This window comes from Hyphomicrobium sp. ghe19, assembly GCF_902712875.1.
GTDB lineage: Bacteria > Pseudomonadota > Alphaproteobacteria > Rhizobiales > Hyphomicrobiaceae > Hyphomicrobium_B.
In genome coordinates this window covers 2,475,865-2,498,711 of the sequence record NZ_LR743509.1, presented here as the reverse complement: position 1 = coordinate 2,498,711, position 22,847 = coordinate 2,475,865, and the positions used below count along the sequence as shown (strand labels likewise).

The 22,847-nt window shown below is 60.8% G+C and carries 22 protein-coding genes; all 22 read left to right on the top strand.

Features of this window, described 5'->3' with window-relative positions; translation table 11 throughout:
- Positions 1–36: 36 nt before the first annotated feature.
- The 22 genes from AACL53_RS12165 (at position 37) to AACL53_RS12060 (ending at position 22,843) form a co-directional block, all read left to right on the top strand.
- Positions 37–1,014 carry a phage major capsid protein gene (locus AACL53_RS12165; RefSeq protein WP_339084773.1) on the top strand — a complete coding sequence of 326 codons (978 nt, stop codon included), beginning with the start codon at positions 37–39 and terminating at the stop codon, positions 1,012–1,014.
- Between the two features lie 79 nt (positions 1,015–1,093).
- Positions 1,094–1,627 carry a hypothetical protein gene (locus AACL53_RS12160; RefSeq protein ID WP_339084772.1) on the top strand — a complete coding sequence of 178 codons (534 nt, stop codon included), beginning with the start codon at positions 1,094–1,096 and terminating at the stop codon, positions 1,625–1,627.
- Positions 1,628–1,638: 11 nt separating this feature from the next.
- Positions 1,639–2,232: a hypothetical protein gene (locus AACL53_RS12155; protein WP_339084771.1), complete on the top strand. Its 594-nt coding sequence runs from the start codon at positions 1,639–1,641 to the stop codon at positions 2,230–2,232.
- A 6-nt stretch (positions 2,233–2,238) separates the two neighbouring features.
- The gene (locus AACL53_RS12150) at positions 2,239–2,892 is read left to right on the top strand and encodes a hypothetical protein (RefSeq protein ID WP_339084770.1); all 654 of its coding nucleotides are present in this window, start codon (positions 2,239–2,241) and stop codon (positions 2,890–2,892) included.
- A complete protein-coding gene (locus AACL53_RS12145; protein WP_339084769.1) occupies positions 2,889–3,395 on the top strand; it encodes a hypothetical protein in 507 nt (168 codons plus the stop codon). The genes AACL53_RS12150 and AACL53_RS12145 overlap by 4 nt, the downstream gene beginning before the upstream one ends.
- Before the next feature lie 99 nt (positions 3,396–3,494).
- A complete protein-coding gene (locus tag AACL53_RS12140) occupies positions 3,495–3,704 on the top strand; it encodes a hypothetical protein (RefSeq protein WP_339084768.1) in 210 nt (69 codons plus the stop codon).
- A 28-nt stretch (positions 3,705–3,732) separates the two neighbouring features.
- Positions 3,733–3,960: a hypothetical protein gene (locus tag AACL53_RS12135; RefSeq protein WP_339084767.1), complete on the top strand. Its 228-nt coding sequence runs from the start codon at positions 3,733–3,735 to the stop codon at positions 3,958–3,960.
- A 32-nt stretch (positions 3,961–3,992) separates the two neighbouring features.
- On the top strand, positions 3,993–5,603 hold the full coding sequence (locus AACL53_RS12130; RefSeq protein WP_339084766.1) for a phage tail tube protein: 1,611 nt from the start codon (positions 3,993–3,995) through the stop codon (positions 5,601–5,603).
- A 260-nt stretch (positions 5,604–5,863) separates the two neighbouring features.
- Positions 5,864–6,295, top strand: a complete 432-nt coding sequence (locus AACL53_RS12125) for a hypothetical protein (RefSeq protein WP_339084765.1) — start codon at positions 5,864–5,866, stop codon at positions 6,293–6,295.
- Entirely contained in the window at positions 6,295–6,678 is a 384-nt protein-coding gene (locus AACL53_RS12120) for a hypothetical protein (RefSeq protein WP_339084764.1), read from the top strand. Before AACL53_RS12125 ends, AACL53_RS12120 begins: the two co-directional genes overlap by 1 nt.
- 58 nt (positions 6,679–6,736) lie before the next feature.
- On the top strand, positions 6,737–6,925 hold the full coding sequence (locus AACL53_RS12115) for a hypothetical protein (protein ID WP_339084763.1): 189 nt from the start codon (positions 6,737–6,739) through the stop codon (positions 6,923–6,925).
- Between the two features lie 86 nt (positions 6,926–7,011).
- A complete protein-coding gene (locus tag AACL53_RS12110) occupies positions 7,012–7,500 on the top strand; it encodes a hypothetical protein (RefSeq protein WP_339084762.1) in 489 nt (162 codons plus the stop codon).
- A 26-nt stretch (positions 7,501–7,526) separates the two neighbouring features.
- Positions 7,527–7,925 carry a hypothetical protein gene (locus AACL53_RS12105; RefSeq protein ID WP_339084761.1) on the top strand — a complete coding sequence of 133 codons (399 nt, stop codon included), beginning with the start codon at positions 7,527–7,529 and terminating at the stop codon, positions 7,923–7,925.
- 9 nt (positions 7,926–7,934) lie between these two features.
- Complete coding sequence (locus AACL53_RS12100; RefSeq protein ID WP_339084760.1) at positions 7,935–13,412, top strand: hypothetical protein; 5,478 nt, start codon at positions 7,935–7,937, stop codon at positions 13,410–13,412.
- Between the two features lie 32 nt (positions 13,413–13,444).
- A complete protein-coding gene (locus AACL53_RS12095; protein ID WP_339084759.1) occupies positions 13,445–14,545 on the top strand; it encodes a hypothetical protein in 1,101 nt (366 codons plus the stop codon).
- A complete protein-coding gene (locus AACL53_RS12090) occupies positions 14,545–15,750 on the top strand; it encodes a DUF2460 domain-containing protein (RefSeq protein WP_339084758.1) in 1,206 nt (401 codons plus the stop codon). The genes AACL53_RS12095 and AACL53_RS12090 overlap by 1 nt, the downstream gene beginning before the upstream one ends.
- Positions 15,747–16,454, top strand: coding sequence for a DUF2163 domain-containing protein (locus AACL53_RS12085; RefSeq protein WP_339084757.1), 708 nt, complete (start codon positions 15,747–15,749; stop codon positions 16,452–16,454). The genes AACL53_RS12090 and AACL53_RS12085 overlap by 4 nt, the downstream gene beginning before the upstream one ends.
- On the top strand, positions 16,451–17,035 hold the full coding sequence (locus tag AACL53_RS12080) for a phage BR0599 family protein (RefSeq protein WP_339084756.1): 585 nt from the start codon (positions 16,451–16,453) through the stop codon (positions 17,033–17,035). Before AACL53_RS12085 ends, AACL53_RS12080 begins: the two co-directional genes overlap by 4 nt.
- Positions 17,035–17,466: a C40 family peptidase gene (locus tag AACL53_RS12075; protein ID WP_339084755.1), complete on the top strand. Its 432-nt coding sequence runs from the start codon at positions 17,035–17,037 to the stop codon at positions 17,464–17,466. Before AACL53_RS12080 ends, AACL53_RS12075 begins: the two co-directional genes overlap by 1 nt.
- A 3-nt stretch (positions 17,467–17,469) precedes the next feature.
- Complete coding sequence (locus AACL53_RS12070) at positions 17,470–20,037, top strand: phage tail protein (RefSeq protein WP_339084754.1); 2,568 nt, start codon at positions 17,470–17,472, stop codon at positions 20,035–20,037.
- Entirely contained in the window at positions 20,034–21,782 is a 1,749-nt protein-coding gene (locus AACL53_RS12065; protein WP_339084753.1) for a DUF2793 domain-containing protein, read from the top strand. The genes AACL53_RS12070 and AACL53_RS12065 overlap by 4 nt, the downstream gene beginning before the upstream one ends.
- Complete coding sequence (locus AACL53_RS12060; protein WP_339084752.1) at positions 21,782–22,843, top strand: hypothetical protein; 1,062 nt, start codon at positions 21,782–21,784, stop codon at positions 22,841–22,843. The genes AACL53_RS12065 and AACL53_RS12060 overlap by 1 nt, the downstream gene beginning before the upstream one ends.
- Positions 22,844–22,847 lie beyond the last annotated feature (4 nt).

Below are 22,847 nucleotides of genomic sequence, written 5' to 3'. Positions count from 1 at the left end.
GCGGAGGCGCATCTTAAACCTCGGAAGGGAACTTTCATGTCTAGCAACTCCAGTCTCCTCCGCAAAGCGGACCTCGCCATTGCGGACCTGCAATCCAACGGTGGTGAACTCCTGCCCGAACAGGGCGCGGCGTTCATCCGTAAGCTCATCAAGTCGCCGACGCTGATCCGCGTCTGCCGCGTGGTCGAAATGACCGCGCCGAAGCGCAAGATCAACAAGATCGGTTTCGGCTCGCGCATTCTGCGTAAGGCGACCTCGGCAACGGCGCTGACCCAGAACCAGCGTTCGAAGCCCACGACCGAGCAGATCGAACTCGACGTCAAGGAGCAGATCGCTGAAGTCCGCATCCCGTATGACGTGATGGAGGACAACATCGAGCGCGCTGCTGCAGCGAACAACGAGGCTTCGAATACTGGTCCGTCTGGCCTCCGTCAGACGATCATCGACCTCATCGCTGAGCGTGCGGCTCTCGACCTCGAAGAGCTTGCTCTTCAGGCTGACAAGGCGTTCACGGACGTCAGCAGCCCTGACAACCAGGCGTACCTCGCCCAGCTCGACGGCTGGCTGAAGCGCGCTAACGCTGACGGCAACGTCGTGGACGCTGCTCACTCGCCGATCTCGAAGGCAGTCTTCAAGGCCGGCCTGAAGTCGCTCCCGTCGCAGTATCAGCGCAACAAGGCGGCGTTGAACCACTTCGTCTCGGTCAACAACGAGACTGAGTACCGCGACACGCTCGCTGACCGCGGCACCGCGCTCGGTGATCAGATGACCCAGGGCACGTCTCCGACGTTCGCCTACGGTTCGCCGATCGCCCCGGTTGCACTGATGCCGGAAGACAAGGGCCTCTTCACCGATCCCTTGAACCTGATCTTCGGCATCCAGCGTCAGATGTCGATGGAGTTCGACAAGGACATCACGTCCCGCGTCTACATCATCGTCCTGACCTGCCGCGTCGACTTCCAGATCGAAGAGACGGAAGCGATCGTCGAGTACACGAACATCGCTACGGTCTGATCGTAGTGTGCAATTAATTGCAAAGCGCCCCAGGGTCCTGTACTCTGGGGCGTCTTCTTTTGTGAGCTAGGAGAGCGTTATGCCGACTGCAAAGCTGCTGTACCCGCGCAGCCTGAATATCGGGGGTGTCATTTACCTGAAGAACGTCGAGACCCCTGTGAGTGAGGAAGTCGCCCTCGAATTCGCCGATGACGACAGGTTCTTTGTGGAGGGTCTCGATGGACACTCGTCCGAGAAAAAGATCGCTGCGCTACAGGCGAAATCAAATGCCACGAAAATTCGTGAGGCAGCTGATGCGCTCGATCCCGATGTTGACGGACATTTCACCGGAGACGGTCGCCCATCTGCTGCGGCGATATCCGAAGCGCTCGGCCAAGAAATCACCCAGCACCAAGTAGACGTTGCTCTCGGCCTCGGCGGCAAGGGACGTGTCACGGTCAAGGAGACGAAGCCGCCCGCTGCCGACAAGCCCAAGATCAAGAAGGTCAAGATCGCAGCCCAGAAGAAGACGGAGGTGCCTCCTGCTGCCAAGACTGAGACTCCGCCTGCTTCAGGTGCTGCTGGCGCTACCGGTGCAGACGGCCATGACCCGACGACTGAAGGCGCAATCTAAAGGATACGTCCATGTTGCTGTATTCCGTTCAGAAGCTCCGTGAAGAACTCGGCTTCGACGCCATGTCCGACATCACGAACGCCATTACGATGGCTCTCGATGCTGCCGAGACGTTGGTCGGGTCGACGCTCAGAACAACCTTCGAACGGAAGACGGTGACAGATACGTTCTACGTCAATGAACCAAGCTTCCAGCAAGGTGGCTTGGTTCGCACCGAATTCCTGCTGTCGACCGGCTTCGTGGCCGGCACGCCCGTCGTCACGTCGAGCAAGCTCGGTATCATCTCTGATGCCTTTCAGTTCGACAAGGAGAAGGGCATCGCCCGCGACTGGCAGACTCGGTATGGTGACGACATCGTCACGATCGAGTTCACGGCCGGCTTCGAGCCTGCCAGCGCCACGGATGGTGAGGACAGCTACAAGCTTGCTGATGTGCCGTCCTGGCTGCAACAGGCTGCCAAACTGAAAACGCAGCTCCTGATTGCCAAACTGCCTGCTCTCACGGAGGCGGGCATTCATCTCGATACGAACGTCCTCGACCAGCAGTACGCGTCGCTCGTCAACTCGCACATCCGTTACGCTCCGTCCGCTCTCCTGCCACTGTGAGGTGCTATGGGGACGGAGATCAGGTTTGCGCTCGACTTTCGCAACAAGCGCTTCAATGACGCCTCGAAGGGCTTAGCGGCGCTCGCCAAGGAGCTGAACGCGGACTGGGACGGCGCTGCCAAGGTGCTCTCGAAGGAGCTTCAGTCGTTCCTCAACAGTGTCGCCGAAGCCCTCGCCAAACGGCACGGCAATGCGTGGCCCGGTGGTACGGGTGAGAAGACGCTGTCTCGCCGCTCCGGCAAGCTCGTCGCCTCGATCCTGAGTTCCGTCACGGTGACCGGCACGCATTACGATGAGATCAAGGGCTACATCGGCGCAGCCTTTCCAGGGCCGGTGCATGAATACGGCGCAACGATCCGGCCGAAGACCGCCAAGTTTCTGACCGTACCGCTGCCCGCAGCCCTGAACCCGAACGGGACGCCCAAGAAGAAGTCGGCACGGGAGTGGCAGAACACGTTCGTCGCCCGCACCAAGGCCGGCAACCTCGTCATTTTCCAGAAGACCGGGACGCAGATCATTCCGCTCTACGTCCTTCGCACGATGGTCAAGATCAAGCCGCGCCTCGGGATGCAGGAGACGATCTCGGCCGGACTGCCGTATTTCGTTGATCGCGCCGCCGATCAGATTGTCAGAGCCATGTTGGCGGGAGCAAGCAAATGACCTTAGTGAAGAGCGTTCGCCAGCAAATCCTGGAGAAGATTGAAGAGAAGTTCATCGGCATCGTCCAGACGGACACGTCAGCGCCGGGTTACGTGCCGTCCGATGATGACTGGCCGATGCAGTTCTCGGTCGTGAAGCTCGGTCCGCTCTCGGATGAGAACCTGCGAAAGAGATACTCGCTCGGCATCGTGCCGGGGACGGAGAAGTATAGCGACCTGTATCCGTACATCGTCAGCGACCAGATGGTCGGGCTCGAATTCCGGGCGACGAAGAACAAGGATGATGACGATCCGCAGGCGATGGCAGAGCAGGTGCTCACGGTGCTAAAGCGCCTGGTGCTTGCCAATACGACCTGGGACGACCTGGCGGTCGACACGAGGCTCGTCAATTCGGAAGTCGACCTGGTCAATTATTCGGATCGGTCGATCGTCGGTGTTCTGTTCATCGAAGTGCAGTACCGGCACGCACGCCGCGATCCGCGCGACCCGCACCCGAATTTCTAGTGGGTCGCATTCGCGCCACCTCGATTGCTCGCCTCGCGCACATGGTGCAATTAATTGCACGTCTAGCCGCAAGGATTAGAGCAGTTCGAGGAGTTGCGCGTGGCCAAGCTTGTCAAGAAGGGCTTCATTCCGAAACCGGTCGAAGAGCCGGTCGAGGAGACTGTTGTCCCGGTCGTAGAAGCCGTCACCGCTCCACCGGTTGAAGCCGCGCCTCAGGTCGAGGCCGTCCCAGCACCGAACACGCACGAAGTCGGCAGCGGCGGTGTCTATCGCTCAACCGGAGACGGCAAGCGCATTCGTCTGCGTTGACCGTCGCACTCAGAAAGGTGCTCCGACTATGGCTAAGCTCAAAAGAAATCACTTCACCGGTCTCAGCAACATCTTCGGTGAGAAGGGCAAGAACCTTGCCGACTTGCTGAACGCCAAGCCTGACCACGGCGACTTCGACTCGATCACCGCAATCACCACGCCGGACGCGACCGACGAAGCCACGGCGATCGCGTTGGCAAACGCAAACAAGGCGAAGATCAACGCCATCCTCGCCAAGCTGAAGACGCCCGCCTAAGCCCCGCAACCCCGCGATAGGAGTTCACTCTAATGGCAGTTAAACTTACACGCCGCGCGGTCGTGCAGGCTAAGGTGGAGTCGGTCTACGGCGTCGCTGAAACCCTGACGATCGACGATGGCATCTTGGTCTCCGAACCGGAGTTCAAGATCGATCCGACCGTTCTTGAGCGTGACATCGAGTTGCCCGACCTCTCGCCTGAGGCAGTTGTCCTCGGCCGGCGTCTCGCCTCGATGACGTTCAAGACCGAACTTCGCTCGAACGGCAAGACGACCTTCACCGAGGCCGATGCGCCGATCATCTCGCGTCTGTTCCGCGCTTGCGGTTACGCGCTCACGGAAGTTGCTTCGCCGGAAGTTCTGGGCGCATACCAGATCGGCCAGCACGCCAACACCGTCTCGTGGGAAGTCAGCTCGGGTGCGAAAGCATCGCGCGTCCTGACGTACACCGACGTTCCGACTGACGGCGAAACCGTCACGATCGGTGCGCAGGTCTACAAGTTCAAGACGGCTCTGACGCCGGCAGCCAACGAGGTCCTGATCGGGGCCGACGCTGACGCCAGCTACCAGAACCTGACGCACGCCATCAACGGCACCGGCATCCCCGGCACGCACTATGCTGCAGGGACGCTGGTCAACACCGACGTCTCGGCTGTGTTCGCAGCTCCGGGTAAGACGGTCACGGTCACTGCTCTCGCCAAGGGTGCAGCTGCCAACGCGATCGTCACGACGGCGACCACGGATGACGCAACGTGGGCAGGCGCAACGCTCACGGGCGGTATCAACATTTCGACCGCTGCTGACGTTGTCGGCTACGCGATCGAAATCACGACCGGTGGCGTTTCTGGCGTCGCTCAGGCTCGTGTCATCGCCACGGAGTCTCCGACCCAGGCTGAAGTCATCGTTCCGCCGGCAACGCTCACCTCGGGCACGCCGTTCGTGATCGCTGACGGTCTGACGATGACCCCGACCTTCACGGGTGTCCTGACGACCGACCAGCGCTGGATGTTGTGGGCACTCCCGAAGGGCCTCCGCCTCGATCCGGTGTCGGAAAACTTCGAGTCTGTCACGCTCGCCATGAACAAGGACGGCATTCTGCACTCGATGCCGGGCTCGTTCGGAACGTTCCAGATCACTGCTGAGGCCGGCCAGTACGCCTCGGTGGAGTGGACGTTCACCGGCAAGTGGGTGGACCCGGTCGACGCACCGTTCACGTACCCGACCTTTGAGAAGACACTGCCTGCCCAGGTGGAAGTCGCTCGCCTCCGTATCGACAACTTCTACGCCGTCGTGGCGAAGTTCACGTACGACCAGGCCAACGACATCAACGTCCGTCCGGACGTGTCTTCGCCGGAAGGCTACATCGGTACCCGTATCACTGCACGTAACCCGAAGGGAGGGATCGATCCTGAAGCTGACACCGTCGCCAACCAGGACTTCTGGGCTAAGCTCGGTTCTGCGAAGCGGATGCCGTTCCAGATGCGAGTCGGCAAGAACGCCGGCAACATCGTCTGGGTCTTCGCACCGTCGACGCAGTACACCGGTCTGACCTACCAGGACCGCGACGGCATCTTGACGTTCGATGCTGAACTTCGTTTCAGCCGCTACAACGGTAACGACGAGTTCTGCTTGTTCTTCATGTAAGCCGTGAAATTAATTGCAACTATGGAGAGGCTCGGGAAACCGGGCCTCTTTCTTTTTTACTCTTTTTCAAGTTTATCCCCGCAACTTCCTTGATCCCCGCTGTCTCAGCCGTACGTCCATTTCATACGCAATTAATTTCACAGCGAGGAAAGAAAGATGAAATGGCTTGTTTACATCACTGTGGGCATTATCGTTGGCACAGTGGTAGCCGTCGTTATCAACCGGCCTCCGACCGAGGCACAAACGATCCAGGACAGTAGATGAAAGCCGCTATTGCCATACTGACAATTGGCGTTGCCACTCAGGCACTTGCCGAAGACCTGACGTATTCGAATTACGTCGTCTATTCGCGCAATAGCGCTGTTGTTTGCCAGTTCGCGAGCGACATTCAGACAGGCTACGGACTCTGGGCAGCCGGCGAGAAAGAGATGCTGACTCAGCAGCTCTGCCTGGTTGTTCCGAAGGGCCTGAAGTTCAAGGTGATCGAAGAGGCCGGGAACCAGTACATCAAGCTGCTCGTCCAAGCCGGTGACACGAAGATGATGCTGTGGGGCCGGGCCGACCAGTTCCACAACAAGATGTACCAGGCCGTCGAGGCGAAGTGCGGAGGTTATAGCTTCAATCCAGCGTACGACGCCTGCCGGAAAGAGATCGTCGACGCCTACAAGCTCGTGCCCGGAGGAGATCAGTGATGCGTATCGCTCTTGTCTCCTTGGCGCTTGCCATTGCAACCCCGGCTGTCGCCGATCAGTTTGATCCAATGCCATTGGACCAGCAGCAGGCCGCCCTGCCGCTACAACGCAAGCTCGCCCAGTGCTGGATGACGGCGACGAACAAGCCGTATGAAACGATCACCGACGTCAAGGCGCTGATCGATGAGACGCCGAAGCAGTGCGGAACGATCGCGGTCGAGCTGAAGGCCGTCCTCGGCACGGGCCGGATGGAAGCGTTCATTTCGGACCTGACGGCGGCGACCTACGCCACGCACGCAGGTGCCCTCGATGATGAGAACTCGGTGCCACAAGACAACTGCGTGCCGAGCAAGACCGAAGCGCACACGCTCGACTGTAACTGAGGGCCGGTAACGGACCGCCCGGCTTGACCTCTGGTTAAGGTCAGCGCCGAATGCCGCCATGAGCGGCTATCAGACGAAAGTCTACATCGTCCAGAAGTACGACCGCGACGGCAGCCCCGGCGAGATCATCGCTGTGAAGCTGACGTTCGCCTCCGCTCACCAGCTCGCCAAATCGAACGCGCCGGCCAAGGTCGTCTTCGCCATCGCCGACAAGTCCGTGTTCCGGAATGTGCCGGTTGGTCCCTGAGCCCACATTGCAATTAATTGCACACTGCTGACTCCGCTTTTGATAGTTTGGCGTATCGACAACCGCCAACAGCCCCGGAGGCAGACATGGCAATCAAGGCGCTCACGCTGAGCGATACGTTTGAGTACGTCTCGGACACCGATCCGAGCAAAGTCCGTGTGACCGTCGACGTCGACAAGGACGATCCCAAGAAGGGCACCAAGGAAGTCGTCGAGATCAAGGACGGCGCGACCGTGTTCGGTCTGAAGCCGCTCGATGTGTTCCTGATGGGCTACATCTACGACAACGCCTCGACGCTCACGGGCCGCCAAGGCTCGGAGGAAGTCGGCATTCACACGAAGGTCAACCAGACCAACGTCGACACCGTCCGCTTCGGCCTCGCCTACTTCAAGAACTTCAAGGACGACGCCGGCAACGACATCAAGGTCAAGATCGTCAAGGCATCCGTCAATGGCCGCGAGTACGACGCAGCCTCCGACGAGACGATCCGTCTTCTCGGCAACCGCCTCGTCGCGGAACTGGCGACCCAGATCAAGGAACGCTCCGAGGTCGGAGCAGAGCAGGAAAAAAACTGAAACTCGGCATCAGCGCCATCAAGCTGATGCCTGAGAGACAGTGCGGAACCTGCACGAGACAGAAGGAGTGGGGGTGCACGGCCAAACGCTGGCGCACTCCCGATCCTGGCGAGGATGACGGGCCTGAGAATTGGATCAGACCAAGTCATCTCGTCAACGAGTTCGACGGTGAGCAGCTCTACTCGTGCCCGCGGCAGACTTTGCGGGAGGAGCCTCAGAGCTGGAGCCGTCTGCTGATGCTCTACGGGATGTACTTGAAAGGCCATCTGCCGAATGCCGGTGCCGTGGTCGATCAGTCGAACGTGCTGATCCAGTCGTTCCGGATACTCGATGAAGCAAACGCTGAGTGTGATCAGGAGCTGGCGGAACAGGAACGTCGACGACAGAGCCGAGCAGTCGGACCTGGAGCGACGAAGCGGAGGTAGAGCGTAGCAATGGCCGGTCCGTCAGCAGCAGAGCTGAAGTTCCTTCTGAGCATGAACGACCAGGCGTCGGGCGTGCTGAAGAACTGGATTGCCGGCCTGGACAAGGCAGGTAAGGGCGCGGGCGACACCGAGAATAAGAACAAGTCTCTCGGTCAGTCGTTCGACGCCCTTGTCGCCAAAGCCAAGGAAGCATCCGTCGCCATCGCAGGTGTCTGGGCCTCGAACAAGCTCGCCAAGTCGAGCCTCGCCGCCTTCTCCGAATACGAGAGGGGCATGTACGGCGTCTCTCAGACGACCGGTCAGGCGTTCAACCAAATGGGCGGCTTCGAAAACCGCTTCAACGCCCTCAGCAAGACGATCAACAACGTCCCCGTCGAGCAGCTCGAACACTTCGCTGAAACGGCTGGCCGCCTTGGTATGCGCGGCAAGGACATCGATACGTTCATCACGAGCGCCGCTCAGCTCCAGCAGGTGCTGCACGTTACCGACGACGGCGTCACGGCTATCGGCCGTATGCTGTTCGCGACCGGCGAGCTGGAGCACAAGGGCGTCAAATCCGTTACCGACTTCTCGAACGCGCTTGCAGCGGTGCAGCCGAATACGAAGGCGTCAGCTGAAGAACTGGTGCAGTTCGCATCGTCGATCGGCACGAACACGGCTCAGTTCAAGATCGCCTCGTCTGCCCTGTTGGGCATCGGCGCTGCTGCCGCTCAGTCCAACCTTCCGCTGCAGCTCACCGGTACCGTCATCGGTAAGGCGTTCACGCAGTTGAAGGACGCCGCGCTTTCCGGATCGCTCGGTATGCAGCAGATCACGCGCGCTACCGGCGTCACCCAGGAGAAGTTCCAGGAACTGCTGGCTTCGAAGCCCGAAGAAGCATTCCTCGTGCTTCTGGACGCCATCAACAAGCTGAACACGGAAGGCTCGGCTACGCCGTTGCTGCAATCCCTGACGTTGCAGGGTGGTGAGTACACGCGCGTCTTCACGACTCTCGGTGCGAACATCGACACCATCCGAGAGAAGATCAAGGAAGGCCAGCAAGGGGCGGAGGGTGGCGGCATCCTCGACCGCATGTTCGGCGATTTCTCGAAGCAAACGGCCTCGAAGACGGCAGGCCTTAGCCGTGCGTTCGAGGGTGTTGTCCGTGACATCGGTAAGGCGTTGGCTCCGGCCTACAATCTGATCGTAACGCCGATCACGGCTGCATTCGATGCCATCGACGCCGCGTTCCGCGCGTTCGACCAGGTGACGGCCGGCTGGGGTCCGGCGATCCTCGCACCGCTCCTTGTCATCGGTCCGGGCGTTGCTGCGGCAGCGACCGCCATCCGGTTGCTCGGGCCGGCTGCGCTGGGTGTTCTCCGCGCGTTCACCGGCTGGAATGTTCTGAAGACGATCTTCACCTCGTCGCTCGGGCTGCTGCCAGGTCTCCTTGCTGGTGTCTCGACCGCGCTCGGTGTGCTCCGCACCGTGCTGATGGCGTTTGTCAATCCGTGGGGCGCGCTCGCTGCTGCAGCCGTAGCCGCTGCCGTGCTGATTTATGAGAACTGGGAGAAGCTGAAGACCCTGCTGCCCGACTGGCTGTCGAACTCGATCGAGTACGTCGGCAAGGCGCTGTCCGACCTCTGGGCGTACATCAAGGACACGGTCAAAGGCTGGTTCACGAGTGAGGCTGACAAGCCGGCAGTCGGTGTGAAGGCCGACGAAAAGAGCCTGGATGAAACCAAGAAGAAGATCGAGGAGAAGCTGGGCGGCGGTGGGCTGAAGTACACGCTCAATGCCGATCAGATGAACGCTCTGAAGTCGCTGTCTCCGCAGATCGAAGGCCGCTTCAACCTGAACCTGCAGCAGAACGCGCTCGACGCAGCTCAGAAGCAGCTGCAGGCGGCAGGCGGAAAGTCGTTCGTTGAAGCCAGCACCGGGCTGACCGTCACGGACGAAGACGTCAAGCGGGCTCAGAAGATTTACGAGTACCAGAAGCAGATCGCTGCGAACCCGATCTTCGAGCAGGCGCAAGGTCTGGCTGATCAGATCGCTGAAGCGCAGGCGATCGGAGCCGAGGCCAAGAACGAGCTGGCGATCCGCATCGCGATCCGTGACGCCGTCAATAAGACCGGCGAAGACGAAGCCAAGGTGACCCAGGAGATCGGCACCCGGATGCGCTTGCTGCAGCAGTCGCAGCAGCGTTCGGCGCTGATTGACCAGGCACGCACGATCCAGGATCAGACGCGCTCGCTCGGTGCTGTCACGGCACAGGAGAAGTCGCGCGCCGACATCATCAAGCAGATTAACGATTTCGAACGCGAGCACGGCCGGCTCCTCGATGCGGACAAGCAGAAGCTCGTCGACATGCTGGCAACGTATAACCAGCAGGCCGAAGCCGTACGTCTTTTGAATAGCCTCGATCCCCGCGGTCAGGCCGAGCAGCGCTACCAGTCGGAGCTGAAGACGCTCGAAGTCTTGCGTCAGCAGGGCCAGCTCACCGAGCAGATGTACCGGGCAAGCGTGCAGCGTCTGAACTATCAGCGTTCGCAGAACGACCCGACGACGAAGCATATCCAGGACCTTCGTGACGAGCTTCGCATCTCGTCGCTGTACGGCGACCAACAGAAGATCGAACAGATCGCACTGCAGGAGCGCAACACGCTGCAGTCGCAAGGCGTCATCATCACGAAGCAGCTCAACGAGCAGATCGAGCGCTACGCCAAGGCGAAGGTCGATGCCGACCGTGCGAACAACTCGGGTCTGCAGGGCTGGGCGAAGGCACAGGGCACGCTCGAAGACAACCTGAACAAAATCCAGGAGAACTTCGCGGACGGCCTTGCCGACGCCGTGACCGGCGCGCTCTCTGGGCAGCGTGGTGGCTTCCGTCAGCTGTTTGCCAACCTCGGCAAGCAGATGCTCTCGACCGGCATTCGCCAGATGATGGCGCAGTCGATCCTCGGCGCGGGCAACCCGGCCGGGGCCGCTGCCACGAACCAGGCGAACAGTGCGCTCAGTCAGATCGAGCAGCTGTCGAAGTCCGGCATCAACTCGCCGCAAGCGACCGTCAACGCAACGACGGCGATCATCAACGGCCAGGTGCAGGGTGCCGGGACCGGCGGCTTCGCGCCGACCAGCGGCCAGATTAACTCGTCCAATTCGGTGCCGCAGTTCTCGCCGCTCGCGCCGGCTTCGAGCCTGACGCCGATCGGACCGACGTCCTCGTCTCAGTCCACAGCTCCCGCTTCACTCGCAACCGCTGTCCCGTCTCAGGCGGTGTTGACGGATGCTGCCTCGAAGGTCGCCTCGACCGCGTTGCCGAACTTCGCTTCCTCGCCCGCATTCTCAGCCGCAGCTGCAGCCGCGACGCAGTCGGTGACAACGGGCACGGCTCTGAAGGACATCACGGGCGAAACGCTGAAGGCTATGCCGCCGTCGCAAATGCTAAGCCCGGCCGGTCCGGCTTTGGCTGGTATGCAGCAGTCGGCCAGCGCCGTCGATCTCGCCAAGACGCACCTCGGTCAGTTCGAAGGCACGTCCAACATCGACGACTTCCTGAAGGCCGGTGGCGTCGACATCAAGTCGGCTCAGACCGCCTGGTGCGCTGGGTTCGTGAACTCGTCGCTGGAGCAGGTCGGCGTCAAGGGCAATGGCCAGCTCACCGCATCGAGCTTCCTCGACTTCGGGCAGAAGATTAAGCCGGAAGACGTTCAGAAGGGCGACATCGCCGTTGCTGACGTCGGCAAGGGCTTCCTGAAGCCGGGCACGCCGGGCAATCACGTCGGCTTCGCGACCGGCGAAACCCGCATGGGTGCGAACGGCCAGCAGCAGTTCCAGATGATTGCCGGCAACTCGAAGAACGCCGTCAATTACGAATGGCGCGATGCCGACAAGCTGCAGTTCCGTCGTCCGACGCAGGACCTCAATGGCAACCCGCTCGGCCAGCAGATCGCCCAGGGCAAGCAGGCGCTCGAAGCCGCTCCGGTCCAGCTCGACAAGACGAGCCTCGATGCGCTGACGAAGGGCCAGTTCAATCTGCCGACCAGCGGGCCGGCTCCGATCCGTCACAACAATCCTGGTGCGCTGAACTATGCGGACTGGGAGAAGAAGTATGGCGCGGCCAACGGCGGCACGCTGCTGAAGGATGGCACCGGTCAGGGCAACAAGATCGCCTCGTTCCCGACACCGGAGGCGGGCGCTGCCGCTCAGTTCGATTGGTGGCAGAACAAATCCGGCAAGTACGGTCCGACCATTGGCGACAGTATGCACGTCTATTCTGGCGGCAACAGCACGAAGCCGTACCAGAACTTCCTGGAGAACCGCGGCTTCGGGCCGGACACGAACGTCAAGGAGATGCTCGCCAACAAGGATCAGGCGATTGCCTTCGGCAAGGCGCAGTCGCAGTGGGAGAGCGGACGCAAGTTCCCGATGGACGATCAGCAGTGGTCGAACTCGTACGACCTCTATCGTCAGAAGAACGGCCTGGGCGGCGGAGCAGGCGGGGTCGACACCTCGCAGGCCACCGAGCAGATGAAGCAGCTCAACACGACGCTGCAGCAGACCGGCACCACGGCTCAGACCGCGGTTCAGCCGATGAAGACGTTCGACCAGACGACCACGACCGTTGGGCAGGCAACGCAGCAGGCTCAGACCGGTATGCAGAGCTTGAACCAGACCACGATGACGTCGGGCACGGCAGCGATGTCGGCCTCGCCTTCGTACATGCAGCTCGGGATGAGCGCTCAGCAGTCCGGAACGCAGGCACAGTCGGCCGGATCACAGTTCCAGCAGGCAGGCACGCAAATTCAGACGGCGGGCTCCAGCGCGCAAATGGCTGGCACGTCGGCTGGTGGTGCAGGTGGTGGCTTCGATGGGCTCGGCGGTTCGCTCGGTGGCTTGATGGGTCCGCTCAGCCAGGTGCAGGGCGGCATCGGCTCCTTCGGCTCGTCGATCATGGGTCTCGTCCAGCAGCTCATGTCCGGTATGGGCGGCATGGGAGGAGGCGGAGGCTTTGGTGGTCTGTTCGGAGGTCTCGGCGGTCTCTTCGGCTTTGCTGAAGGCGGCCAGATCAAAGGACCGGGCACCGGCACGTCGGACTCGATCCTCGCGCAGGTGTCGAACGGTGAGTTCGTCGTCAACGCGGCCTCGGCGCAGAAGAACCTGCCGCTGCTGCACGCGATCAACAACGACAAGCCGGTTGGTAACCTGCCGAAGTTCGCGAGCGGCGGTGTCGTCGGTGGTGGGAAGTCCTCAGGCCTCGGCCTCGGGGAACGGGCAATGTCGCGCGGCTCGGCTCAGCCGTCTGCCCAGATCGCAGCCCTGTCGAACCAGGTCGCGACGCTCAGCAAGGTCGTGTCGAACGGTGGCAGCCGCGGTAATCGCGTCTCGAACATCAGTCAGAACATCACGGTCAACGCCAACGACGCCGGCAGCTTCCGTCGCTCGGAAGGCCAGCTGACCAGCGATGCCTTCTTGAAGATGAACCGGGCGGCGCGTAGAAACGGCTAGCTTGTGAAATTAATTGCAAAGGACGATGGGAAATGTCGCTGCTCTGGATGGATGGTTTCGACTCTTACGGGCCGACTCGTACGCCGGCCGGCGTCTACAATAGCGACCCGATCAACACGCTGCTGCTTAGCTCGGGCTATGTCTTCTGCAAGGGCGTCGGCTTCGACACCGACACGCGCACGGGTTACGGCCGGTCGTTGTGGTTCACGTACGACAGCTTAGGCACGCCGGCTGATCTGAAGATCGCCTTTCTGCCGAAGAGCGAGATCGTCGTCGGGTTTGCGTTCAAGTACACGTCGACCAATCTCGCGCGCATCATCGAGTTCGATTTCGACAACCGGCTCGGTACCGTCACGTCTCAGATGCGGGTTTACGTCAACGCAGAAGGCGGCATCTCGCTGTCTATTGATGATGGCGCGACGCTGCTCGCGGCTTCTGGGCCGAACATTCTGTATCCGAACGTCTGGCAGTTCGTGGAGTTGAAGTACCGGCCGGATAAGACGGCAGGCTCTATTGTCGTCAAGGTCGAAGGCCAGACCTGCATTCAGTTCGACGGTCCGACGAGCCCGATGACGACGCCGAACCAGGTCAACATGCTCAGGTGGGCGACCCCGGCCGGTGAGTTCAACGTCGGCTCGCAGTCGAACCCGATCAAGAAGATCGACGACCTGTACATTCTCGACACGATCGGTTCGGGCTTCACTGATTTCCTAGGCGACGTCATCGTGACCTCGCTGCCGGTCACTTCCGACCAAGGCCCGAACCAGCTCAGCCAGTTCGGCGGCGCGATCGGCCACTTTACGGCGCTGAACTCGATACCGACCGACGAAGACACGAGCTACGTGTACGGCAATGAGGCCGACACCAAGGAAATGTTCGGCCTTGCGGCGCTGCCGGACAACATCATCGACGTGCTGGCGATGTCGGTGCACATCCGCGGACGCAAGGATGCGCCTGGTACGGCGTTGATTTCGGCACACGCCCGGTATGGGGTGAATGATGTGCACGGCGTCGCGCAGCCGCTCTCGGTTCAGTACACGACGAAGAACCTGTTCCTCGAGCAATGCCCGGACGGCACCGGCTGGACGAAGGCCAAGGCTGAAGCAACGAACATCGGCTTCGAGGTGCTCTGATGTCACTTCGCCTGACAGGCGTTGACGCACGGAACTTGACCAAGGCTCCGCCGCCAAACAGCCAGATCACCGATACGCACGCTCAGCTGATCGCGGCGCAGGGCACTCCGGAAAAGCGTGTGACGACCGCTCGCGCGCAGGCCATCGGCCGGACGACGCGTAACGGTGGTGATCCGTCTGGGCCGCGCCCGCACGGCTACCTGCACAACATCACGATGGTCGAAGCTAGGGTCATGTTCACGAGGACGCCGGACTTCCGGTGGATTGATATGCTCATCAACGAAGTGTTCCCGTTCGATATCAGCTACAGCTCGATCGGAGCCACGCGCTTCACGACCGACGTCACGATGGTCGACAGTGGTGACGATCAGCGTAACAGCCGCTGGTCTCAGCCGCTGATGGAGTACGACGTCGCTTACGGCGTCCGCACGATGGAGCAGCTCCAGGGCCTGATCGCGTTCTTCCGCGCCGTGAAGGGCCGGCTCTATTCGTTCCTGTACCTCGACCACGCCGATCATAAGTCGACGCAGGCGACACGCGAGGAGTCGCGCTCGGTGCCCGACATTCACTGGACCGATCAGCCGCTCGGCACGGGCGACGGTATCACGAAGGTGTTCCAGCTCCAGAAGAAGTACGCCACGCCCGGCGGCTCATACGCCAATTACCGGCCGATCTATAAGCCGATCCAGAACACGGTGCATATCGGTGTGAACGGCGAACGTGTGCTGAACTGGACGGTCGATTACGCGACCGGCAAGGTGACGTTCTTCTCGCGCCTGATCGTCACGAACATCGCCAACGCGGAGATGCAGCACGTCAGCGGCGTGACCTGGAAGATCGTCTCGCCGACCCCGTCCAAGTTTGCCGGCTTCCTGGTCGGCGACAAGATCGTGACGTGGGGCTGGGTGAACCCGCTCAATAACTCGACCGAAGCCAAGGCGCTCGTCATCGGCTCGATCAATGCCGACCGTAACGAGATCACGTTCACGGCTCCCGCAGATTTCGGCGCTATTGAGACGACGATCTCGGGCGTCAACGTCATGGTGCATCCGGCTCCGAAGGCTGGGACGGTGCTGACGGCCGGCTTCGAGTTCTACGTCCCGGTCCGCTTCGATACCGACCGTCTGCCGGTGTCGCTCGACTTTTACGGCATCGGCGGCGCAGCCGATGTGAAGCTCGTCGAAGTGAGGCCGCACAGCGAATGAAACGTATCTCGCCACAGATTTTCGATGAGCTGCGCACGAAGTCGTCCAACATCGTCGTTGGCTGGCGCGTCGAGCGCTCGGATGGACTCGTCCTCGGCTTCACGACCTCCGATACGGAGTTCACGTTCCAAGGCGTCACGTATTCGCCGACGAACCCGTTCTCGGCATCGGCCGTGCAGTCGAAGAACAACTTCTCGGTCGACAACGTCAACACGGTCGCCCTCGTCAACGACCAGATCAAGAAGGGCGACCTGCTTGGCGGCAAGTGGGACAACGCCAAGGTCAAGTTCTTCTGGATCAGACCCGACAAGCCGGAATGGGGCGTCGTTCCGATCCGCGGCGGTAAGTTCGGCACGATCTCGGTCAAGGGACAGACCTTCGAGACGGAGCTACGCTCGGTTCTGCAGACGCTGCAGCAGCCGTTCGGTGATTTCTACACGCTCGAATGCGCGGCCGATCTGGGTGACGCCAAGTGCAAGGTGAAGCTCGATGTTCCGAAGTGGGCAGCTGGGAATGTCTATGTGGCCAAAATCGACCACGAGGCCGGCATCGGCGACATCGTCCGTCCGACCGTCGACAATGGTTTTTGGTACGTCGCGACGAACGCTCCGAACACGGTGAGTTCGAGTGTGACGAGCGGGCAGGTGCCGGCCAACGTCTACAATAAGCTTCTGGCGATCAAGAAAGCGAACGGTGTGCGATGAGTTTCGGAGGCGGCGGTAGCGATCCGATCGACAATTATAAACCCGGCAAGGGTAAGTCCCGTGTCGTGAAGACGCCGGCTTTCAATATGAAGTACGCCGTGTCGAGCGGCGCTGAACCGGCTTGGCCGACGACGGTCGGAGCCACGATCACGGACGCCAACGGCATTACGTGGCAGGCGATCCGCGCCCGGCGCATCAAGAGCACGGTGACCGGCGTCTTCGGCCGGGCCAACTTCTCGGCTGAAAGTCTGAGCGTCTATCCGGACGATTATTTTCAGTACGGCATCGTGACGTGGCTGACAGGTGAGAACGCCGGCCTCAAGGTTGAAGCTCATGCCTTCCGCAAGCTGCCGTCCCCGAACATCGAACTGTTCGAGGCGATGCCGTTTGTCATCACGGAAGGCGACACGTTCGAGATCGTGCAGGGCTGCCCGAAGACGCGGACCGCCTGTCGCTCGACGTTCAATAACAACCACAATCATCGCGGCTTCCCGGACATGCCGACCGAAGACAAGGCGCTCGCAACGCCGAACTTCAGTCAGCAGGGCACGCCGAAGAAGCAAGACAGTGGAGGCAGCTGATGCCGAAGCGCTCTGAAATCATCGCGGTGGCGAGGGATTGGCTCGGGACGCCGTATCGGCACCAGGGCCGGGACCGCACCGGCATTGACTGCATAGGCTTCACTTGGGCAGTCGCCAAGGACCTCGGGTATGAGGCTGAAATCCCGTCGAATTACTCGTCGCATCCGAGCGGCAACCTGCTGTTGACGGGCTGCGAGAAGTGGCTCGTTCGGCAAGAGAGAATGCAATTAATTGCAGGCGACATCGCAATCATGTGGGGCTTCACGCGCGGTGAGGCTCAGCATTTCGCCATCGTCGGCGAAGACGGCGCTCGCCTGACACTGATCCACGCCTGGTCGAAGCACGAGAAGGTGGTCGAGCACGGCGTGAGTTCGTTCTGGGAAAACCGGCTGATGGCAGTTTACTGCCTGCCAGACACGATGGAGGGCTGACGCGTGGCACTACCAATTCTGCCACTGCTGCTCTCAGTCGGTGGCATGGTTCTTCAGATGCTGTTCGCGCCGAAGCCGAAGGACCAGTACGGTCCTCGGTTGTCGGACCTGAACGTCCCTGCCGTCTCGCCCGGAAACCCGGTGATCTGGCATTGGGGCACGATGAAGCTGACGACCCAAATCCTGTGGGTGTCACCGCTGATCGAGACGAAGCACGTCCAGAAGGCCGGCGGCAAAGGCATGATGGGCGGCGGCCCGAAGCAGATCACGTACACGTACTCGGTTGATATCGCACACGGCGTCTGCCGCGGGCCTGTGCACAAGATCAGCCGCATCTGGGCGAACCAGAAGCTGCTCTGGATCGCGCCCGATCTGTTGGCCAGCGAGAAGCAGGCTTTCATCGACGCCTATTACGCAGAAGGCACCCGGCTCCTCGACAACGATGTACTTCTCGAAGAAGCGTCGGTCGGGGCGTTCTTCTTTGCATTCAACAATTACGAACAGCATGAGTACGACCTGTCGACCGCCAAGGAGGCGAAGAAGTTCATCAAGGAACATCCGATCGACCCGCCCAATCAACCGAACGAGGCGCGCGTCAGTCAGATGGTCGACCAGATGTTGTCGCCGCTCGACAAGGACAGCACCTACAAGAGCCTGAAGATCAGGTTCGACAACCTCGACATTTATCTCGGTCATGAAGACCAGCAGCCGAACTCGGTGATCGAAGGCTACAAGGGCATCGGCCAAGTCTCGGGTTTCCGAGGCATTTGCTATTTCGTGCTTCAGAACCTGCAGCTCGAAGACTTCGGCAACTCGATCCCGCAGTTCCAGGTGGAGGTCGTCAAGAAGGACGGCACCACGTACCTGCATGAGATCGTGTCCGACCTCTGCACCGGCAGCGGCCTCGATAACGACGAGTTCAACGCCACCTGCGGTCTGCCGGTTGTTCCGGTGCTGGGCTTTGCCGTCACGAACACGTCGTCGGCCCGCTCGGTGCTCGAAGACCTGCAGAAGATTTACCCGTTCGACGGCCAGGAGACGAGCTACGTGCTCCGCTTCGACTGGATCGAGCGCCGGCCGCGGGCTCTGATCCGCCGGGAGGACTTCGGTGCGTTCATTGCGGGCGATGACCAGCCGTCATCGGAAGACGTCTCGCGGACGCAAGACCTCGAACTGCCGAAGCAGCTCAACCTGAAATATCAGGAGCCGGTGCGGGCGTATTCGTCGAACACCGTCAAGGCGCGTCGGCAGATCACGAAGTCGAACGAGGTCGAAGATTACGACATCGCCATCGCGCTGACCCGTGACGAAGCGAAGTCCCGCGTTGAGGATACGCTCGTCAACCGGCTGATGGCCCGCCGCACGTACAAGATCGTGCTGCCGCGCAAATATGTGATCCTGGAGCCCGGCGATCCCGTCCTCGTGCAGGAGGAGCACAATCCGAACCTGTATTACGGAATGCTCGTCACCGCCGTCAGGATCGGCGCGAACGGCATTCTGGAGTTCGAGTTCGCCGATCATCATTTCCACACGATGGTGTCGGCGAAGGTCGAGTCGGACACCGAGGAGAACGGTTCGAACGAGATCAGCTACGGCGCACGCACGTATGCCTACATGCTCGACTGCCCGCTGCTGACTGACACCGAAGATGACAAGCCCGGCTATTACGCCGTCATGGCCGGCTCGCGCGGGTCCTGGCAGGGCGGCACGCTCATGATCGACGTGTCCTCGGGCGGCACCGTCACGGCTTACGGCTTGACTGCAGACGCCCAGGTCAACGGTTCGAACTGGTACACGGTGACGAACTCGGAAGACGGCGTACCGCATGGTTTCGCTATGAACCAGCTGGGGCCGGCCATTCCGGGCGTCTGGGATTACGTCAACACGATCAGCTTCTACGTCATCAACTCGCAGGGCTTGTCGTCCGTCGCCAAGGAAGACCTGATCAAGAACCCGTTCAACCTGATCATGGTCGGAGATGAGCTGATCCAGTACGCCAACGTCACCGACAAGGGTAACGGCATGTTCGTCCTCGATACGCTGCTCCGCGGCCTTCGTGGCACGGACTGGGCGATCGACAAGCACCTGGCCGGCGAACGCTGCCTCCGCCTCACGCAGAACGCCACGAAGCGCATCGAACACGACATCTCGCAGCTCAATCAGCCGGGGACGTATAAGGCGCTCTCGTTCGGTGACAGCACGGAGGACGTGGACAGCTTCACGTTCACGAACACCGGCAACAGCTTCCGGCCGTTCTCGCCGAGCATCAGGGCCTCGTACAAGACCGGAGCCGATTTCTACCTGAACTGGATTTTCCGGGTCCGGCAGAACGGCTTCTGGGTTGACGGTGTGGATGTCACGCTGGACCAGCCTTACGAAAAGTATGAGATCGACGTGATGAACGGTGATACGGTCGTCCGCACTGTGCAATTAATTTCACAGCGCGAATGGACGTACACCGAGGCTGACCAGATCGCGGACTTCGGCGCAGCCCAGGAGAGCTGCTCGTTCGTCATCTATCAGCTGGGTGCGGTTGTGGGCCGAGGCTTCGGTAAACGGGTGACAGTATGACAGCGACGCCAAATCTCGGCCTTCCTCTGATGGCGACGAACGACGCCCAGAAGGAGGTGTTGTACAACGAGGCGATCATCCTGTTCGACGTGATGGCCGCTCGGGTCGTCAAGGAGGTCCGGACCACGCCGCCAACGACTCCGGCTGTTGGTGACACGTATCTCGTCGCGGGTACCGGTACGACCGGGGTGTTCATCGGCAAAGAAGGCAAGATCGCGTTCTACTTCAACGGCTGGCAGTTCGTTAAGCCAGTCACGAAGATGAAGCTCTACGTCTCGGCCGCGAACAATTTCTACACGTTCAACGGCACGGCCTGGCTGGCTGACGCGACGAGCGCGGTCAACGTCCTCAACGATATCGTCGACGTCACGATCACGGCGGTCGCGAACAACGACATCCTGCAGTACGACAGCGCCACCAGTAAGTGGAAGAACAAGCCGCTGACCGCGACCACGACGCTTGCCGGCATGACGGACGTAGCCCTCGCGACCGTCGCTGATTTGCAGGTCCTGGCCTATGACAGCGCGACGTCCAAGTGGAAGAACCGGACGCTGGTGATCCCGTCGAACACGGACCGGCTGCAGGACTTGACGGACGTCACGATGGCCGGTGTCGCGAACAACAAAATCCTGGCCTGGGATACGGCGACCAGCAAGGCGAAGTGGGTGAGCCCGGTCGCGCCTGTGCCGTCGACGCTCGCAGCCCTGACCGACGTCGTCGTAGGAGCGGCTCAGCCGAACGACGCGCTCGTCTACAACGGCGCGGTCTGGGGTCCGTCGCACCTGACGTACAATTACACGTTCGCAAACATGACCGATGGTCCGGGCTCGATGGCCGGACACGCAGGCGAGTTCATGGTCGTCGATGTCACCGAGTCCTTCATGACTTGGAAGACAGTCGGGCAGCTGCTCGCGGGCAGCGATCTGAAGCTGCAGAACCTTGCCGATGTCGACCAGGGCCTCGTCGATACGAACATCGGTCAGGTGCCGCAGGTCTACAAGCAGAGCGGCGTCTACAAGTTCAAGTACGTCTCTCTGCCGACCGTGCCGAGCTATCCAGTCAAGAAGGACGGCGTCAACGTCACCGCGGCGATGACCTCGCTGAACTTCACCGGCATGAACGTCACGAATGCGACCGGTGCGGTCACGATCTCACCGATCCCGCTCGTCTGGCAGGCGGATGGCATCGACGTCTCGGGACCGCCCGTCACGAAGGTCAACTTCTCCGGTACGGGTGTCGGCGTCACAGACGTTGGTGGCACGCTGCAAGTCGCTATCGCGGCTGCTGGCGCGCTTTCTGACATGAGCGATGTCGATTTGACGATGTCGCCATCTACGGGCCAGGCGCTCGTCTATGACGCGTCCGCGCACAAGTGGAAGCCAGGCTCGGCTGGTGCCGGCAAGTACGACATCGGCATCTTCTTTCCGGGTCAGCAGGTCGTCAACAACCAGACGATCTTGCGTTACGTGGCCTCGCGCAATGGGTTCAAGCTGTCGGATGATTTCGCCAACAGCAAGGGCTCAGTCGGCGTCAATCCGACCGCGACGACTGTGCTCACCGTGAAGCGCAACGGCACGGCGATCGGAACGATCAGCATCAGTACGGCAGGCGTCTTCACGTTCCTGACGTCCGGAACCTCGACTGAGAATTTCGATGGCGGCGATGTTCTCGAAGTCATCGGTGCAGCGACGCCCAACGCCACGCTCGCCGACATCTCGATCACCTTTGCAGGAGTGCCGAACTGATGGCCATTGTTTTGATGGACGGCTTCGATGTCTATAACGACCTCAACGATTTTATGGGCACCCCTGGCTGGACCTCTACGAACGGCAACGCCGGAACAGCGGGTGGAGCAGCAATATCACGAACTGGCGGTGCGTTTGGCGGTGGGGCATTGCAGTGGGGCACGACTAGCATTACCTACCCGATGCAAAGGCAGTGCCCGTTCGACTACGACAAGACCTATGTCGTCGGCTTCTATTACAAACCGAGTGGCCTTCCGACCTCGTCGTTCCAGGTGTGCGGCGTCTATACGTCAGCGTCTACGCGGCTGTTCGGCCTGTTTTTGACGAGCACCGGCACATTCTCTGTCACGGATCAGACCACAAACTACGCGGCGGCGACGCCTTCGGTCATTGCTGCCAACGCGTTCGCTTATGTTGAAATCAAGTTCAAGCTCGGCACGGCGGCCAACACCGGCACGATGGAGATCAGGGTGGGTGGTACCGTGATCTACACGCTCACCGGCTTGAATTTGTTCAACGCCAGCCCCGCCATTGGTTTGCGCTTGCACAACCCAGCGACAGGCGTGGCGAGCTGCTGGTTTGACGATCTCGTCGTGCTCGATGACACGGGAGATGCCAATAACGATTATCTGGGCGGCATCCGGATCGACACGATCCGTCCGAACGCCGACACGGAGAAGGCAGACTTTACGAAGAGCATCGGGTCGTCCGGGTATGCTTTGATCAACGATCCGCTCGGTGCAGCCGACACGACGTCCTACGTCGAGTCCTACACGCCTGGAGCCAAGTCGGAGTTCGACCTTTCCAACCTTGTCGGCGGCTCGAATGGCATCATGGCCGTGCAGCCGCGCATCAGGGCGACGAAGTCCGACGCAGGGAACCGAACCTACCGAGGGTATCTCAAGTCTGGCAGCGCGGTCGCGAACGGACCGACGATCACGCCCGGCATAGGCTGGCTGTGGCACTCGAACGGCATCTTCGAAAAGGCTCCAGACACCGCGGCGGCTTGGACCGATGCTGGCGTCAACGCCTTGCAGCTCGGCCTAGAAGTCGTGTCGTAAGGAG

Coding starts and splice junctions, on each gene's coding strand:
- AACL53_RS12105 (WP_339084761.1), top strand. CDS start 7,527: ATGCCTGAGAGACAGTGCGGAACCTGCACGAGACAGAAGGAGTGGGGG.
- AACL53_RS12085 (WP_339084757.1), top strand. CDS start 15,747: ATGAAACGTATCTCGCCACAGATTTTCGATGAGCTGCGCACGAAGTCG.
- AACL53_RS12090 (WP_339084758.1), top strand. CDS start 14,545: ATGTCACTTCGCCTGACAGGCGTTGACGCACGGAACTTGACCAAGGCT.
- AACL53_RS12145 (WP_339084769.1), top strand. CDS start 2,889: ATGACCTTAGTGAAGAGCGTTCGCCAGCAAATCCTGGAGAAGATTGAA.
- AACL53_RS12160 (WP_339084772.1), top strand. CDS start 1,094: ATGCCGACTGCAAAGCTGCTGTACCCGCGCAGCCTGAATATCGGGGGT.
- AACL53_RS12100 (WP_339084760.1), top strand. CDS start 7,935: ATGGCCGGTCCGTCAGCAGCAGAGCTGAAGTTCCTTCTGAGCATGAAC.
- AACL53_RS12150 (WP_339084770.1), top strand. CDS start 2,239: ATGGGGACGGAGATCAGGTTTGCGCTCGACTTTCGCAACAAGCGCTTC.
- AACL53_RS12065 (WP_339084753.1), top strand. CDS start 20,034: ATGACAGCGACGCCAAATCTCGGCCTTCCTCTGATGGCGACGAACGAC.
- AACL53_RS12110 (WP_339084762.1), top strand. CDS start 7,012: ATGGCAATCAAGGCGCTCACGCTGAGCGATACGTTTGAGTACGTCTCG.
- AACL53_RS12095 (WP_339084759.1), top strand. CDS start 13,445: ATGTCGCTGCTCTGGATGGATGGTTTCGACTCTTACGGGCCGACTCGT.
- AACL53_RS12125 (WP_339084765.1), top strand. CDS start 5,864: ATGAAAGCCGCTATTGCCATACTGACAATTGGCGTTGCCACTCAGGCA.
- AACL53_RS12135 (WP_339084767.1), top strand. CDS start 3,733: ATGGCTAAGCTCAAAAGAAATCACTTCACCGGTCTCAGCAACATCTTC.
- AACL53_RS12080 (WP_339084756.1), top strand. CDS start 16,451: ATGAGTTTCGGAGGCGGCGGTAGCGATCCGATCGACAATTATAAACCC.
- AACL53_RS12075 (WP_339084755.1), top strand. CDS start 17,035: ATGCCGAAGCGCTCTGAAATCATCGCGGTGGCGAGGGATTGGCTCGGG.
- AACL53_RS12165 (WP_339084773.1), top strand. CDS start 37: ATGTCTAGCAACTCCAGTCTCCTCCGCAAAGCGGACCTCGCCATTGCG.
- AACL53_RS12155 (WP_339084771.1), top strand. CDS start 1,639: ATGTTGCTGTATTCCGTTCAGAAGCTCCGTGAAGAACTCGGCTTCGAC.
- AACL53_RS12115 (WP_339084763.1), top strand. CDS start 6,737: ATGAGCGGCTATCAGACGAAAGTCTACATCGTCCAGAAGTACGACCGC.
- AACL53_RS12130 (WP_339084766.1), top strand. CDS start 3,993: ATGGCAGTTAAACTTACACGCCGCGCGGTCGTGCAGGCTAAGGTGGAG.
- AACL53_RS12120 (WP_339084764.1), top strand. CDS start 6,295: ATGCGTATCGCTCTTGTCTCCTTGGCGCTTGCCATTGCAACCCCGGCT.
- AACL53_RS12060 (WP_339084752.1), top strand. CDS start 21,782: ATGGCCATTGTTTTGATGGACGGCTTCGATGTCTATAACGACCTCAAC.